At 73.1% G+C, this 14,733-nt stretch carries 15 protein-coding genes; 8 read left to right on the top strand and 7 right to left on the bottom strand.

What is annotated here, in order from left to right; genetic code table 11:
- The first annotated feature begins 393 nt into the window (after window positions 1-393).
- The 3 genes from J7I94_RS34220 to J7I94_RS34210 all read left to right on the top strand — a co-directional run bounded on the left by J7I94_RS34220 (window position 394) and on the right by J7I94_RS34210 (window position 2,541).
- A complete protein-coding gene (locus J7I94_RS34220; protein WP_215173639.1) occupies window positions 394-1,275 on the top strand; it encodes a LysR family transcriptional regulator in 882 nt (293 codons plus the stop codon).
- Window positions 1,276-1,362: 87 nt separating this feature from the next.
- Entirely contained in the window at window positions 1,363-1,518 is a 156-nt protein-coding gene (locus J7I94_RS34215) for a putative leader peptide (protein ID WP_215173637.1), read from the top strand.
- 147 nt (window positions 1,519-1,665) lie between these two features.
- Window positions 1,666-2,541 (top strand): glutathione S-transferase C-terminal domain-containing protein, encoded by an 876-nt coding sequence (locus J7I94_RS34210; RefSeq protein WP_215173635.1) that lies wholly within the window; start codon window positions 1,666-1,668, stop codon window positions 2,539-2,541.
- A 186-nt stretch (window positions 2,542-2,727) separates the two neighbouring features.
- Here J7I94_RS34210 and J7I94_RS34205 read toward each other — a convergent pair whose 3' ends face one another.
- Entirely contained in the window at window positions 2,728-3,465 is a 738-nt protein-coding gene (locus J7I94_RS34205) for a cyclopropane-fatty-acyl-phospholipid synthase family protein (RefSeq protein ID WP_215173634.1), read from the bottom strand.
- 112 nt (window positions 3,466-3,577) lie between these two features.
- A complete protein-coding gene (locus J7I94_RS34200; protein WP_215173632.1) occupies window positions 3,578-3,991 on the bottom strand; it encodes an arsenate reductase ArsC in 414 nt (137 codons plus the stop codon).
- 92 nt (window positions 3,992-4,083) lie between these two features.
- Between J7I94_RS34200 and J7I94_RS34195 the strand changes: the two genes are divergently transcribed.
- Window positions 4,084-4,392, top strand: a complete 309-nt coding sequence (locus J7I94_RS34195; protein ID WP_215173630.1) for a helix-turn-helix transcriptional regulator — start codon at window positions 4,084-4,086, stop codon at window positions 4,390-4,392.
- The gene (gene arsB, locus J7I94_RS34190) at window positions 4,389-5,477 is read left to right on the top strand and encodes an ACR3 family arsenite efflux transporter (RefSeq protein WP_215173628.1); all 1,089 of its coding nucleotides are present in this window, start codon (window positions 4,389-4,391) and stop codon (window positions 5,475-5,477) included. The genes J7I94_RS34195 and arsB overlap by 4 nt, the downstream gene beginning before the upstream one ends.
- Here arsB and J7I94_RS34185 read toward each other — a convergent pair whose 3' ends face one another.
- A complete protein-coding gene (locus J7I94_RS34185; protein WP_215173626.1) occupies window positions 5,478-6,860 on the bottom strand; it encodes an NAD(P)-binding domain-containing protein in 1,383 nt (460 codons plus the stop codon).
- A 195-nt stretch (window positions 6,861-7,055) separates the two neighbouring features.
- Between J7I94_RS34185 and J7I94_RS34180 the strand changes: the two genes are divergently transcribed.
- Complete coding sequence (locus tag J7I94_RS34180; RefSeq protein WP_215173624.1) at window positions 7,056-7,415, top strand: helix-turn-helix transcriptional regulator; 360 nt, start codon at window positions 7,056-7,058, stop codon at window positions 7,413-7,415.
- A gap of 10 nt (window positions 7,416-7,425) precedes the next feature.
- On the opposite strand, the gene J7I94_RS34175 is transcribed toward J7I94_RS34180, so the two are convergent.
- Both J7I94_RS34175 and J7I94_RS34170 read right to left on the bottom strand, forming a co-directional pair.
- Window positions 7,426-8,286, bottom strand: a complete 861-nt coding sequence (locus J7I94_RS34175; RefSeq protein ID WP_215173622.1) for an alpha/beta fold hydrolase — start codon at window positions 8,284-8,286, stop codon at window positions 7,426-7,428.
- Window positions 8,287-8,409: 123 nt separating this feature from the next.
- Window positions 8,410-9,705, bottom strand: coding sequence for an MFS transporter (locus tag J7I94_RS34170; RefSeq protein WP_215173620.1), 1,296 nt, complete (start codon window positions 9,703-9,705; stop codon window positions 8,410-8,412).
- Between the two features lie 128 nt (window positions 9,706-9,833).
- Here J7I94_RS34170 and J7I94_RS34165 point away from each other — a divergent pair, with 128 nt between their 5' ends.
- Window positions 9,834-11,888, top strand: a complete 2,055-nt coding sequence (locus tag J7I94_RS34165) for a phosphocholine-specific phospholipase C (RefSeq protein ID WP_215173617.1) — start codon at window positions 9,834-9,836, stop codon at window positions 11,886-11,888.
- A 24-nt stretch (window positions 11,889-11,912) separates the two neighbouring features.
- Here the strand turns inward: J7I94_RS34165 and J7I94_RS34160 are convergent, their stop codons facing one another.
- Together J7I94_RS34160 and J7I94_RS34155 are read right to left on the bottom strand one after the other, a co-directional pair.
- Window positions 11,913-13,046: a hypothetical protein gene (locus J7I94_RS34160; protein WP_251076160.1), complete on the bottom strand. Its 1,134-nt coding sequence runs from the start codon at window positions 13,044-13,046 to the stop codon at window positions 11,913-11,915.
- Window positions 13,043-13,852, bottom strand: coding sequence for a phosphatase PAP2 family protein (locus J7I94_RS34155; RefSeq protein WP_215173611.1), 810 nt, complete (start codon window positions 13,850-13,852; stop codon window positions 13,043-13,045). The genes J7I94_RS34160 and J7I94_RS34155 overlap by 4 nt, the downstream gene beginning before the upstream one ends.
- Window positions 13,853-14,068: 216 nt before the next feature.
- Here J7I94_RS34155 and J7I94_RS34150 point away from each other — a divergent pair, with 216 nt between their 5' ends.
- Window positions 14,069-14,683 (top strand): TetR/AcrR family transcriptional regulator, encoded by a 615-nt coding sequence (locus tag J7I94_RS34150; RefSeq protein ID WP_215173609.1) that lies wholly within the window; start codon window positions 14,069-14,071, stop codon window positions 14,681-14,683.
- The last annotated feature ends 50 nt before the right edge of the window (window positions 14,684-14,733 follow it).

Raw genomic sequence — 14,733 nt, 5'->3', positions numbered from 1 at the left:
CACCTGTGCCGTGGGGAAGGGAGGGAGGGAGAGAGAGCGCGCGGCGCGCGCATGCGCCGAGGGCCCGCACAGCCGCCGGGCGTGCGGGGTCAGCCGGTCCGGTTCCGGCTCAGCGGAGGGGCGCGCGAGGGCAGGTCAGCGACAGCGCGTCGTGACGGCGCGGCCGAGGTCGACCACCCGCCGTCGCGTCAGCCGGGTGCCCGCACGGCAGCAGAGCGCCGACCCGACGGCCGTCGGCCGGGGTCCGGTGCTGCGGGGGCGCGGCCCGCGGGCCGACGCGTTGGCTGTACGCGACATGCGCTCAGCATGCAGGAGAGGAAAGCCGTACGTCCAACGATGATTTGCCATCAAAACCGATCACGATTCTTAATCGATCGGTGCTAGCCTGCGCCCATGCGACCGGTTCTGGACATCGTGGCGCTGCGCAGTCTGATCGCCGTCGCCGACTACGGCGGTTTCCACCGCGCCGCCGGCGCGCTCGCGCTCAGCCAGTCCGCGGTCAGTCAGCACGTGCGACGGCTGGAGAAGAGCCTGGGCCGCCCCGTCGTGGAACGCGACGGCCGCAAGACCCGGTTCACCGCCCACGGCACCCGGCTCCTCCAGGAGGCCCGGCTGATCGTCGCCGCGCACGACGCGGCCGTGCGCAGGCTCCTGGGCGACGACGGCCCGCAAGCCGCCACCGTCGTCATCGGCGCCACCGAGCACGGTGCCGACCAGATCCTCCCCGTGCTCACCGAGGCGGTACGCGAGATGTGTCCGGGCGCCGAGGTACGGGTGCGGATCGACCGCTCGGCGCGGCTGACGGACGCGGTCGACCGCGGCGAGCTGGACCTGGCCGTCTACGTCACCGAGGCGACCGCCGCGCCGGGCACCCCCGTGGGCGGACTGCCGCTGCGCTGGTACGCCGCCCCCGGATGGCAGCCGCCCGCCGCCCCCGCCCCGGTGCCGCTGGTCGCGATCAACGAACCGTGCGTCATCCGCCGCCGCGCCCTCACCGCGCTGGCCGCCGGCCGCACCCCGGCCACCGTCGTCGCCGAGGCCGGCTATCTCGCCGGCGTCCTGGACGCGGCCCGCGCCGGACTGGGCGCCGCCCTGCTCGCCGTGCCGGGCGGCCAGCACCCCGAGGGGCTGACCGCGGTCGAGGGCTTGCCCGCCGTCTCCCCCGTACGGCTCAGCGCGCGCCCCCGGCACGGCGCGGACCCCTCCGTGACCGGCGCCGCCGTGGAGGCGGTCCGCGCGCTGCTCGCCGCCCGCGCGACCGGCCGCGCGGCCTGACCGACCGCGGTCGAACGGCCCTCTTGACGGGGCCTGGACGTAGCCCGACACTCCACTACAGGAATCCTAGTGAAATGGTAGGGAATCATGGGCTGTGCTGCGCTGGACCTCGGTGGCGACGCCGTCCGTGTCGCCGCCCGGCGACTGCCCCTGCTGACGTCCCGCCGCCACATCGATCTCGTGCGGGTGTGCGGCGCGGCGAGTTCCCCGCGCGAGGGCGGTCCGGCCGCCCCGCGCGCCTGACCTCACCGCCACGAGCGCCTCTCCCGGCCGCGCCGAAGCCGCCGCGTGCCGCGCCCTCCGTGTCCCGTATGCCCGTATGCACGTAGTCGGCTTGCCCGTAAGTCCGTTCGCCCGTATGCCTGTGACCGAGCACTCTCAGGGAGACGCATGTCCGCCACATCCCCGACCACCGTGCCGTCCTTCCGGAGCAGGATCGGCTGTGACGCGCGCAGCGGCTACTACGCCGCGCCCCACCGCTACCGGCTCCACCTGTCGCTGTCCTGTCCGCACGGCTTGCAGATCGCCGTCACACACAGCCTGCTCGGCCTCGACGACGCCCTCCCGGTGACGCTGCTGCCCGCCGTGCCCGACGCCCCCGGCGGCGGACACCGGGCCCTGCGCCCGCTGTACGAGGCCAGTTCGCACCAGCACCCCGGTCCGGCCGTGGCGCCGGTCCTCAGCGACAACTGGACCGGGCGGATCGTCAGCACCCACACCCCCGACATCCTGCGGGACATGGCCCGGCGGTTCGGCGGCCACGGTCCCGATCTCCTCCCGCGCGGTGCCGAGGAGGCGATCGAGGACGTGGGCCGGCTCTGCGAGCAGGGCATCACCGCCACGGCCCAGCGCGCCGGACAGTACGGGGGCGACCCGGCGGCACGCGACACCGCGCTGGCCGCCCTGCTGCGCGCGCTGGACCTGCTGGAGCGGCGGCTCGCCTCCCGGGAGCACGTACTGGGCGACGGACTCACCCTCGCCGACGTGCGGTTGTGGGTGACGCTGGTGCAACTCGACACCGTGCACCGGCATCACCTGGACGCCGCCGCGGTGCACCGGATCACCGGCCACCCCCGTCTGTGGGCGTACGCGCGACGGCTGGCGGCGCACCCCGCCTTCGGCCCTCACCTCGACCTCGACGGCATTGCCCGCAGGCATCACGCCCACTGCCGGGGCGCCGAGGCCGCCGGCGCGGCGGTGCGGATCGTGGACTGGGGGACATGCGCGCGAAGGGAGGCACCCGAGCCGGTACGGCGGTCCGGCTGACCGGGGAGGCGGGCGGACGCGGTGACGTTCCGGGCACCGGTACCGGACCCGTCTGTGGGCCACGAAGCCCATCGCATCGGCCCTCGTCACCGTCCGGCCACCCACCGAGCTCACCGAACGGGCCGGGGCCCGGGAGCGCCTGCGTGACCTGTCGGAGGGGGCCGGGGCGGCCGGGCACATCCGGGGTCAGTCGGATGTCCGACGCAGGACCAGACTGACGAAGCCCCATGTGTCCCGGTAGACACGCAGCCATTCGGTGCGGCGGGCCGTGGCCGTCTCAAGCACCTGCGAGCTGTCCGGGTCGGCAGGGTGGTCCAGGGCCCACGCGGCCAGCGACCCCCAGCAGGCCCACTCGTAGTCGTCCAGTTCACGGCGCGTGCTGACATGCCCGTGGACGGGGGTCCAGCCGTCGGCGACGACGCGGTCCAGGGTGGTCGCCAGGTCGGTGAAGTCGCCGAGCATCTCGACGGCCTCCGGTGAGGGCGTACGCTCCCAGAAGCCCTCACCGATCAGGACGCGTCCGCCCGGAGCCAGGTGGTCGCGCGCCGCCGCGAGGGTGGGCAGCAGACCGCCGAAGGCATGCGTGGCCCCGACGCTGAGCACCAGGTCGAAGGAGTGCGCGGAACGGAAGTCCGCGGCCTCCTGGTGGTGCAGTGCGAGGCGCGCTCCAAGGCCCAGCCGGCTCGCGGCCGCACGCGCCTGCTCCAGGGCGTCCTCGGAGATGTCGACGCCCTCGGCGCTCAGGTCCGGGTGCGCGGTCAGGGCGCGCAGCAGCCATTCCCCGCCGCCACAGCCCAGGTCGAGCACCCGCTCCCCGCCGCGTGCGACGCCATGTTCCAGCAGTTGTCGCACCGAGTCGTCGTCGAGCGGGGACTTGATCGGGTGGTTGGCATGGGCGAGCCCGGAGATCTGTTCACGATTCACCGGCGCAGCCTGACAGCACCGGAGATCGCGCGCACCTCGATTTCCGCTGCGGACCGGACGCCTGTCAGGAAATCGCCGAACCGCGCGACCCGATGAGCTCCTGTCGCGGTGCTCATGCCCCCGGCTTCGGCGCGATCTCCTCGATCAGGCCCTCGACCAGCACCTTGATCTCGTCGCGGATCGGGCGGACGGCCTCGACACCCTGGCCCGCCGGGTCGTCGAGCTGCCAGTCCAGGTACCGCTTGCCGGGGAAGACCGGGCAGGTGTCGCCGCAGCCCATGGTGACGCAGACGTCGGACTCCTCGACCGCGTCCACGGTCAGCATCTTCGGCACCTCCGCGGAGATGTCGACGCCGACCTCGCGCATCGCCTCGACGGCGGCCGGGTTGACGGCGGCGCCCGGGGCGGAGCCGGCGGAACGGACCTCGACGCGGTCCCCGGCCAGGTGGGTCAGCCACGCGGCGGCCATCTGGGAACGGCCGGCGTTGTGGACGCAGACGAACAGCACGGAGGGCTTGTCGGGCATCAGGAGGTCTCTCTTGTCTCGCGACGACATCAGGCGCGAATGACGTCAGCATCCGGTGGTGTCAGTCAGCACTGATGTGAGAGTATCAGCGCATGATGACGTCAGTCGACACTGACCTGATCCGAGTGCTGGCGGACCCGCTCAGGCTGCGGATCGTGACCCTGCTCGCCGAAGAGACGCTGTGCACCACCCACCTCGTGGAGGAGACCGGTGCCCGGCAGACCAACCTCTCCAACCACCTGAGAGTCCTGCGCGAGGCCGGTGTCGTCGAGACGGAGCCGTGCGGCCGGTACACGTACTACAAGCTCAGGCCGGACGTCATCGCCTCGCTCGCCGGCCGGTTCGCCGACCTGGCCGAGTCCGCCCGTACCGCCGCCGAGAACAAGAGGGCCTGTCCGTGACCCGCACCGAAACCCCCGCGCCGGCCGCCGAGGAGTCCTCCGTCGTCGCGAAGCTGTCGACCCTCGACCGCTTCCTCGCCGTCTGGATCCTGCTCGCCATGGCCGTCGGCCTCGGCCTGGGCCGCCTGATCCCCGGCATGGACAACGCCCTCGCCCACCTGGAGGTCGGCGGCATCTCCCTGCCGATCGCGCTCGGCCTGCTGGTCATGATGTACCCGGTCCTGGCCAAGGTCCGCTACGACAAACTCGACGCCGTGACCGGCGACCGGAGGCTGATGGTCTCCTCCCTGGTCATCAACTGGCTGATCGGCCCGGCCGTGATGTTCGCGCTGGCCTGGATCTTCCTGCCCGACCTGCCCGAGTACCGCACCGGCCTGATCATCGTGGGCCTGGCCCGCTGCATCGCCATGGTCATCATCTGGAACGACCTCGCCTGCGGCGACCGCGAGGCGGCGGCCGTGCTCGTCGCGCTGAACTCGGTCTTCCAGGTCGTCGCGTTCGGCCTGCTCGGCTGGTTCTACCTCGACCTGCTGCCCCGGTGGCTCGGCCTCGGCGACGGACAGGGCCTGGACGTCCCCGTCTGGAAGATCGCGCTCAACGTCGTGGTGTTCCTCGGCATCCCGCTCCTCGCCGGCTTCCTCACCCGCCGCCTCGGCGAGAAGAAGATGGGCCGGGAGAGCTACGAACGGAAGTTCCTCCCGAAGATCGGCCCCTGGGCGCTCTACGGCCTGCTCTTCACGATCGTCGTCCTGTTCGCCCTCCAGGGGAAGACCATCACCTCCCAGCCCCTCGACGTCGTCCGCATCGCGCTGCCGCTGCTGGTCTACTTCGCCGTGATGTGGGCCGGCACCTTCCTGCTGGGCAAGGCGATCGGCCTCGCCTACGACCGCACCGCCACCCTCGCCTTCACCGCAGCCGGCAACAACTTCGAGCTGGCCATCGCCGTCGCCATCGCCACCTTCGGCGTCACTTCCGGCCAGGCCCTCTCCGGCGTCGTGGGCCCGCTGATCGAGGTGCCGGTCCTGATCGGACTCGTCCACGTGTCCCTGGCCTGGCGCAAGAGGTTCGTTCCGGCCGCACGCTGATCAGTGCGACCGGTGCCTGGCGGGTGAGACGGAGAGCAGCGGAGCGGCGGGCGCGCAGCAGCCGTCCGCGCCGGAGTCGGAGGCGCCGGTGGTGGCGGTCTCGGGGGTGTCGGCGGAGTCGAAGAGGCCCGAGCCGCCGCACACGCCGGTCTCCGGCAGGACGAGTTCCACCCGGTCGGCGGCGTCGGTGTCGCCCGCCAGGGCCGCCGCCACGGAGCGGACCTGCTCGTAGCCGGTCATGGCCAGGAACGTGGGGGCGCGGCCGTAGCTCTTCATGCCGACGAGGTGGAGACCGGAGTCCGGGTGGGAGAGCTCCCGGTGGCCGTGGGGGTAGACGGTGCCGCACGAGTGCTGGTTGGGGTCGATCAGCGGCGCGAGCGCCACGGGGGCCTGCAGGCGTTCGTCCAGGCGCAGGCGTACCTCGGAGAGGAACGACAGATCGGGGCGGAACCCGGTCAGGACGATGGCCTCGTCCACCGGATCGAGCCGTCGGCCGTCCTCGGCGGCGAGGATCAGCCGGCCGTCGGTGCCGCGTGCGACGGCTTCGGTCCGGAATCCGGTGACCGCCTCGGCGTGACCGTCGTCGACGGCGGCCTTGGCCGCGAGGCCCAGAGCTCCGCGCGCGGGCAGCTGGTCCGCCGCTCCGCCGCCGAAGGTGGAGCCCGAGATGCCGCGTCGCAGCACCCACACCGCCTTCGTCCGCCTGCCGTCCTGGGCGCGGGCCAGCTCGGCGAGTGCGGCCAGCGCGGTGAACGCGGAGGCGCCGGAGCCGACGACGGCGATGCGCTTGCCGGCGTAACGGGCGCGCACGGCGGGGTCCGAGAAGTCGGGGACCCGGTAGGTGACGCGGTCGGCCGCCGCGCGCTCGCCCAGGGCGGGCAGGCCGCTGCCCCCGGCGGGGGAGGGCAGCGCCCAGGTGCCGGAGGCGTCGATCACGGCGGTGGCGAGCAGCCTCTCCTCCCGGCCGTCGGTGTGCTCGACGTGCACGACGAACGGCTGCGCGTCGCGGTCGGCGTCCACGACGCGGTCGCGGCCGGCCTTCGAGACACCGGTGACCCGGGCGCCGTAGCGCACCCGGTCCTGGAGGGCGTCGGCGAGCGGCCGCAGGTAGTGCTCGACCCAGTCGCCGCCGGTCGGGTAGCCGGCGGCGTCGGGCCTGGTCCAGCCCGTCGGGGCGAGGAGCTTCTCGGCGGCCGGGTCGACGACCTCGCCCCAGCTGGAGAACAGGCGTACGTGGGCCCATTCGCGTACGGCGGCGCCGGCGGTGTGGCCCGCTTCGAGAACGAGGGGGGTCAGGCCGCGCTCGGTCAGGTGGGCCGCGGCGGCCAGGCCGACCGGGCCGGCGCCGATGACGATCACGGGGAGCACAGGGGTGGTGGACATGATGGCGACGACTCCTCGGCTGTCGATTCGACGTTTGTCGATGTCATTCAGCATGACTCTGGAATCGATGTGCGTCAACATAGAAGTTCATCGAATTGGTGAGTCCATGTGCCCCTGTGGCCGGTCCCTGCGTCCGGGTGCCGGAGTGCTCGTTCACTGCTTGGTGAATGATTCGACGCCTGTCAATATGGAGGCATGTCGAATCTGGCCGTTGAGCCCACCGGTCCGGACGCCGCCGCCTCCTGGTGCTGCCGGCCGCTGGGCACGGAAGAACTGTCCGCCGCGGACGCGGAGAGGATCGCCGTCATGTTCAAGGCGCTCTCCGACCCGGTGCGGCTGCGGCTGTTCTCGAAGATCGCCGCCCAGCCGGCCGGAGAGGCCTGTGTCTGCGACATCCAGGACGTGGGGGTATCCCAGCCCACGGTCAGCCACCACCTGCGCAAGCTGCGGGAGGCCGGGCTGCTTGAATCGGAGCGCCGTGCCAGCTGGGTGTACTACAGGGTCGCGCCCGGGGTGCTGGCGGCCATGGCCGGCCTGTTGTCGCCGGCCGGCTGAACGGCCGGCTTCAGCTGTCCGCGGGGAGCGCGGCGAGGTCCGCCAGGACCCGTGCCGCCGGCGCCGGGTGGATCAGCCAGCGCAGGTGGCTGCTCTCCAGGGTGCGGACGTCGGACGGGTTGTCCGGCGTCAGCGCGTCGCTCTCGCGGATCAGCCGGTCCTGCATCGCGAGGGGCATGCCGGCGTCGCCGGTCAGACGTACGAACGTCCTCGGCACACGGCCCCAGGTCGCGGCCCGCGCCCGGTCGGCGGAGGTGCCGACGTCGAGGTTCTCGTCGGGCTGGAAGGTGTTCAGGAAGGCCAGGAACTCCGCGTCGGTGCCGTCGGCGAGGAAGGCCGCCTTGAGCGCCGCGAGGGCGTCCGGGTCGGCGGTGCGGAAGTTGACGCGCAGCAGGCCGAGTTCGGCCGGGTTCCCGGCCGCCGCCAGGGCCAGTGAGGCGGTGTCGACCGTGGCCATCTCCGGTTCGGCGTAGTAGTCGCCGACGTCCAGGTCGACCGGGCACCAGGCGGCGACGTAGACGAGGCGGTCGATCAGGTCCGGCCGGGCGTTGGCCGCGGCGGTGGCCGTGATGCCGCCGCGGCTGTGCGCGACGAGGACGACCGGGCCGTGCTCCTTGGCCCGCTCCAGGACGCCGGTCAGGTGGGCGACGTTGTCGGCGAGCGTGACCCCTTTGATCGTGCCGGGCGCGGTGGCGAGACCCGCCGGGTCCTGCGGCGCCTGGTAGGCGCGCGGAAACGTCGCGCCGAAGCCGTGGCCGGGCAGGTCGACGGCGACCGAACGGTGCCCGAGGAGGCCGAGTTCGGCCTGGAGCGGCGCGAAGGAGAAGGAGTTCGCGAACGCGCCGTGCACCAGTACGAACGTCGGCTGCATCTGCCGGCTCACTCTCTGCTGTCGGTACGGAGGCGGGCCCCACTGTACGTCCTGCCCGGGCGGGACGGGGGTGGTCAACAGGGCAGCCCGGTCCGTGTGTTGGACGGTCGACCGCCCCGGGGGTCAGCGCGCCAGCTCCCGGTGGGCGGTCTCCGGCAGCCGCAGGTACACCAGCGAGGAGAGCAGGCACAGGGCGGCGACGTACCACGGGAAGATCCCGGCGTGCCCCAGCTCCTTGAAGAGTGTGCCGACGTACGGGGCCGTGCCGCCGAACAGCGCGACCGTCAGCGAGTAGGGGAAGCCGATGCCGGCCGCCCGCACCCGGGGCGGGAAGATCTCGGCGTTGACGGCAGCGCTGATCGAGGTGAAGCCGGTGAGCAGGACCATCCCGGCGCACTGCACCAGCAGCAGGACGGCGAACGAGTCCCGCAGGGCGTGCAGCAGGGGCACGCTGAGCAGGGCGAAGCCGAGGCCGAAGAAGAGGAGGAGGGGCCGGCGCCCGAACCGGTCCGACAGCATCCCGCCGACCGGCTGGAGCAGGGCGAAGAAGGCCAGCGAGAGGGTGCCGGCCAGCAGCGCGTCGGACTTGGTGACGCCGGCGTTGAGTTCGGCGTACGTCGGCAGGTACGAGGTCCACGTGTAGTAGGCGAGCGTGCCGCCCGCGGTGATGCCGCCGATGAGGAGGGACTCGCGCGGATGGCGGCGCAGCGCCTCGAACAGCCCGGGGCGCGGCGCCCGCGCCTGCTCCGCGCTGCGCGTCTCCTCCGCGCCCCGCCGGATCCAGAACCCGGCCAGGCTGAACACGGCCCCGAGGACGAACGGCACGCGCCAGCCCCAGCCGTCCATGCTCGCCTCGCCGAGGGTGTTCACCAGCAGGGCCGAGATCCCGGAGGCGAGGAGCTGTCCGGCCGTCGTCGAGACGTACTGGAAACTGGAGAACAGGCCCCGGCGTCCCGGCCCCGCCGACTCCACCAGGAAGGTCGTCGACGCCGCGAACTCACCGCCCACCGACAGGCCCTGGAGCAGCCGGGCCAGGACCAGGACCACCGGGGCCAGCACGCCCGCCGCCGCGTACGTCGGGGTCAGTCCGACCAGCAGGCTGCTGCCGCCCATCAGCAGGATGGTGACCGTCAGGGCCGCCCGTCGGCCGTGCCGGTCGGCCACGGCGCCCATCAGCAGCCCGCCGACGGGCCGCATGAAGAAGCCCACCGCGAACACCGCGAACGTCGACAGCAGCGGCACCAGCGAACTGTCCGCGCCCTTGGGGAAGATCTGGCCCGCGATGTAGGTGGCGAGGAAGGTGTAGGCGTACCAGTCGTACCACTCCACCGCGTTGCCCACGGAGGCGGCGAGGAGCTGGCGCAGGGGCCGGCGGGTCGGCGGGGGAACCGTGTGCATGCCTGTCATGATCGCGACCATCCCCGCCGGAACCGCCCCGCACACCTCGGGTACCGGCGACCTTCACATGAACGCCATCCGACCCTTCCCTGACGTTCGGTGCCCCTGACACACTCCGAACGTTCCCGAGGCGAGAGGCTCACCACCCCATGGCCGAAGTCAACCGGCGTCGATTCCTCCAGATCGCGGGCGCCACCACGGCGTTCAGCGCGCTCTCCGCGAGCATCCAGCGGGCCGCCGCGCTCCCGGCCAACCACCGGACCGGATCGATCGAGGACGTCGAGCACATCGTCGTCCTGATGCAGGAGAACCGCTCCTTCGACCACTACTTCGGCAGTCTGCGCGGCGTCCGCGGCTTCGGCGACCCGCACCCCGTCACCCTGGACAGCGGCAAGTCGGTGTGGCACCAGACCAAGGCCGACGGCACCGAGGTGCTGCCCTTCCGCCCGGACGCCGACGACCTCGGCATGCAGTTCCTGGAGGGCCTGCCGCACAGCTGGCCCGACGGCCAGGAGGCGTACCGCGACGGCAAGTACGACCGCTGGGTGCCCGCCAAGGGCACGACCACGATGGCGTACCTGACCCGCGAGGACATCCCCTTCCACTACGCCCTCGCCGACGCGTTCACCGTCTGCGACGCCTACCACTGCTCGTTCATCGGCTCCACCGACCCCAACCGCTACTACATGTGGTCGGGCCACACCGGCAACGACGGCAAGGGCGGCGGCCCGGTCCTCGGCAACGACGAACTCGGCTACGACTGGACGACGTACCCCGAGCGCCTGGAGGCGGCCGGCGTCTCCTGGAAGGTCTACCAGGACATCGGCGACGGCCTGGACGCCGCCGGTTCCTGGGGCTGGATCTCCGACGCCTACCGCGGCAACTACGGCGACAACTCCCTGCTGTACTTCAACAAGTACCGCGACGCGAAGCCGGGCGACCCCTGGTACGACAAGGCCCGCACCGGCACCGACGCGGCGAACGGCGACGGCTACTTCGACCTGCTGCGCGCCGACGTGCAGGCCGACAAGCTGCCGCAGATCTCCTGGATCGCCGCGCCCGAGGCATTCTCCGAGCACTCCAACTGGCCCTCGAACTACGGTGCCTGGTACATCTCCCAGGTCCTGGACGCGCTCACCTCCAACCCCGAGGTGTGGGCGAAGACGGCCCTGTTCATCACCTACGACGAGAACGACGGCTTCTTCGACCACCTGGTACCGCCGCTGCCGCCGAGGTCCGACGCGCAGGGCCGCTCGACGGCCGACGTCTCGCTGGACGTCTTCCCGGGCAGCTCGCGCTACGCCGAGGGCTTCTACGGGCTCGGCCCGCGCGTCCCGATGCTGGTCGTCTCCCCCTGGAGCAAGGGCGGTTACGTCTGCTCCGAGACGCTCGACCACACCTCGATCCTGCGTTTCATGGAGCGCCGCTTCGGCGTCCGCGAGCCGCAGATCTCCCCGTGGCGGCGCGCGATCTGCGGCGATCTGACCGCGGCCTTCGACTTCTCCCGCAAGGACAGCCGCCCGGCCCGGCTGCCCGACACCGACGCCTACGAGCCGCAGGACCGCGACCGGCACCCCGACTACCGTCCGACGCCCCCGGCGGAACCCGGCATGCCCCGGCAGGAGCGCGGTCTGCGTCCCGCCCGCCCGCTGCGGTACGCCCCCCTGGTGGACGCCTCGGCCGACCCGGCCGCCGGCACCCTCAGCCTCACCTTCGCCTCCGGGGCCCAGGCGGGCGCCGCGTTCCTCGTCACCTCCGGCAATCGGACCGACGGCCCCTGGACGTACACCACCGAGGCAGGCAAGCGTGTCTCCGACACCTGGAACGGGGCGTACTCGGGCGGCGCCCACGACCTGACCGTGCACGGCCCCAACGGCTTCCTGCGGGTCTTCCGGCAGCCGGCCGGGGCCGCCGGCCCCGAGGTCACGGCGCGTCACGTCCGTGACGACATCGAGCTGACCCTCACCAACCGGGGCTCCGGAACGGTCCGGCTGAAGCTGGCCAACGCCTACGGCGGGCGCGGCCGGACCCTCACCGTGCGCCCCGGCGCCACCGTCCGGCACACCGTCGACCTCACCGCCGGCCGCCGCTGGTACGACCTGACGGTCACCTCCGAGGCCGACCCGGCGTTCCTGCGCCGCTTCGCCGGCCACGTCGAGAACGGCCGGGCGGGCGTGAGCGACCCGGCGATCGGCGGCGAGTGACCGTCCGGGACCCAGGCCGGCCGGCTACAGAGGCGTGAGCTGCCCGGCGTCCGGGCGCTGCCGCGGCGACGCCTGGCGGGACGGCGCCTGGCGTGGCGCCGCCTGGCGGGGCGGTGTCTGCCGATGCGGTGTCGCGGCGACGGGGGTCGGCTGAATCCGCACCGGGTCCGGGCCGTCCGGCGCCGGGAGAGGGGTGGCCGGGCCGGCGGCCGGAGAGTGTTCGGGGTCCGTTCGCAGGGCTGCCGGGGACGGTTCGGGGTCCGTTCGCAGGGCTGCCGGGGCTGGTTCGGGGTCCGTTCGCAGGGCTGCCAGGGACGGTTCCGGGTCCGCTCGCAGCGGGCCCGGAGCGGCCCGGGTCAGGACGAGGACGCCCCAGGCGGCCAGGGCCGCTCCGGTCAGGGCCAGCAGGACGCCGGCCGGGCCGCCCCGCAGGCGCTCGCCGAGGAGGGCCACGCCGATCGCCGCGGCGGCCACCGGGTTGGCCAGGGTCACCACCGCCAGCGGAGCGCCCAGGCCGCCCCGGTACGCCGTCTGCGACAGCAGCAGGCCACCGGTCGCGAAGGCCGCGACCAGGACCGCCACGCCGATCACCTGGACGCCGAGCAGCGGTCCGGTGCCGTCCGTGGCGGCGACCGTGACGGTCTGGGTCAGCGCCGAGGCGACCCCGGAGGCGACGCCGGACGCGCCCGCGTGCCGCAGGCCGGGCCGGGCGCCGGGCCTGGCCAGCGCTCCGATCAGCACCGCCGTCACGCCTGCCACCGCCACCGCCTCCGGCACGCTCAGCACATCGTCGGGGGCCGGGCCGGACGCCGTGACCAGCAGCGCGCCGAGCCCGAGCAGGGTCAGCCCGGTGCCCCGCCACTCGGCCGCGCCGACCCGCCGTCCCGCCAGCCGCGCCCCCAGGGGCACCGCCGCGACCAGGGTGAGCGCGCCCAGCGGCTGGACGACGGTGAGCGGGCCGTACCGCAGCGCGCCGACGTGCAGCAGCGCGGCCGACGCGTTCAGCGCCACCGACCACCACCACGCCCCGCTGCCCAGCAGCCGCAGTACGCCCGTGCCCGGACGGCGGGTGGCCAGCCGTTCCTGGGCGACGGCCGCGGCCGCGTAGGCGACGGCGGAGACCAGGGACAGGACGACGGCGACGAGGGCGGCGCTCATCGGCCCGCCCCCACCAGCCGGCGCCGTTCGACCGGCTGCGGACGAACCCGCAACCGGGGCCGTCCGCCCGTCGTCCCGGCCGGCCGGCGGTGCGGCAGGCGGATCACCGCGAGGGCCAGCCCGAGCAGCGCCGACGCCACCATCACGTCCAGCCAGTAGTGGTTCGCGGTGCCCACGATCACCAGCAGCGTCAGCAGCGGATGCAGCAGCCACAGCCACCGCCAGCGGGACCGGGTGGCGACGATCAGCCCGATCGCCACCATGAGGGCCCAGCCGAAGTGCAGCGACGGCATCGCCGCGAACTGGTTCGACAGCGTGTCGGTGCGCGGCGGGCCGTAGACCGACGGACCGTAGACCCGTGCCGTGTCCACCAGGCCGGCGGCTCCCAGCATCCGCGGCGGCGCGAGCGGGAACGTCAGGTGCAGCACCAGTGCCGCGCCGGTCAGCGCGGCCAGTACCCGGCGGGCCCACACGTAGTGCCGGGGCCGGCGCAGGTAGAGCCACAGGAGGAACGCGGCGGTGGCCGGGAAGTGCACGGTCGCGTAGTAGGTGTTCGCCACCCGCACGAGGGCGTCGCCGTGCAGCAGCAGCGACTGGACGCCGCCCTCGCCGGGCAGGTGGAGCCACCGCTCCAGATGCCACACGTGGTGGGCGTTGCGGAACGCCTCGCCGGTGTGGCCGGTCGCCAGTTGCCGGCCGAGTTTGTAGACGAGGAAGAGTCCGGCCACGAGCAGGAGTTCCCGGACCAGGGGTGGCCTGGCCGGTGCGTCCGGCTCCGCTTCTGCAGGCTCGCTGCGGGCGTTCATCCCCCGGCCCCTTCGCTGACGGTGGTGCGTGCGGTGTTCTGGCGGCCCGTACCGCCACGGATGTGCGGCACCGGGTGGGTACGCCTCATCAACACGGGTTCGTTTCATCGATACGAGTTCGTACCGATACGCCAGTGTACCGGTACACTGGCGTATCGGTACGCTGGAGCGGAACCCCGGACCGGATGCCGGAGACAAGGCAAGAGGAGCAGCACCATGACGTCGCAGGCCGCGGACCGACCGGAGACGGTCGGCACCTCGCGCCGCTCCAAACTCACGCCCGAGCGCGAGCAGGAGTTCCTCGACGCCGTCCTCGACCGGATCCGGGAGTGCGGCTACGACGCCGTGACCATGGAGGGCATCGCCGCCAGCACCCGGTGCAGCAAGTCCACGCTCTACCGGCAGTGGAAGACCAAGCCGCAGTTCGTCGCGGCGGCCCTGCGGTCGCGCCGGCGGGTGCGCTTCGAGGGCATCGACACCGGTTCGCTCGCCGAGGACCTGCGGCTGGCGGCCCGGGCGGCGGGCGCGTGGTCCGGCGAGGACACCCGGCTGCTCCAGGCGCTCGGCCACGCCGTCGTGGAGGACCCGGAACTCAAACTGGCCCTGCGCGAGGCGCTGGTCGAACCGGAGATCGCCGCCCTGCGCGAGATCCTGCGCCGCGGGGTCGAACGGGGCGAGGTGGCCGCCGGCCATCCCGCGCTGGAGTTCGTGCCGGTCCAGATGTTCGGCGTGCTGCGCATCCGGCCGGTGATGGAAGGGGAGTACGCCGACGCGGCGTACCTCGTCCGCTTCGTGGAGGCCGCGGTGCTCCCCGTGCTGGGCCTGACCTGAGACCCAGGTCACCGTCCGTGGGATGACTGGACGGTGGCCTGCTCGCGCCG

It is taken from the genome of Streptomyces sp. ISL-12, from assembly GCF_018614415.1.
Lineage (GTDB): Bacteria > Actinomycetota > Actinomycetes > Streptomycetales > Streptomycetaceae > Streptomyces.
The sequence above is the reverse complement of the archived record's forward strand: the minus strand, read 5'-3'. Positions and strand labels throughout refer to the sequence as shown.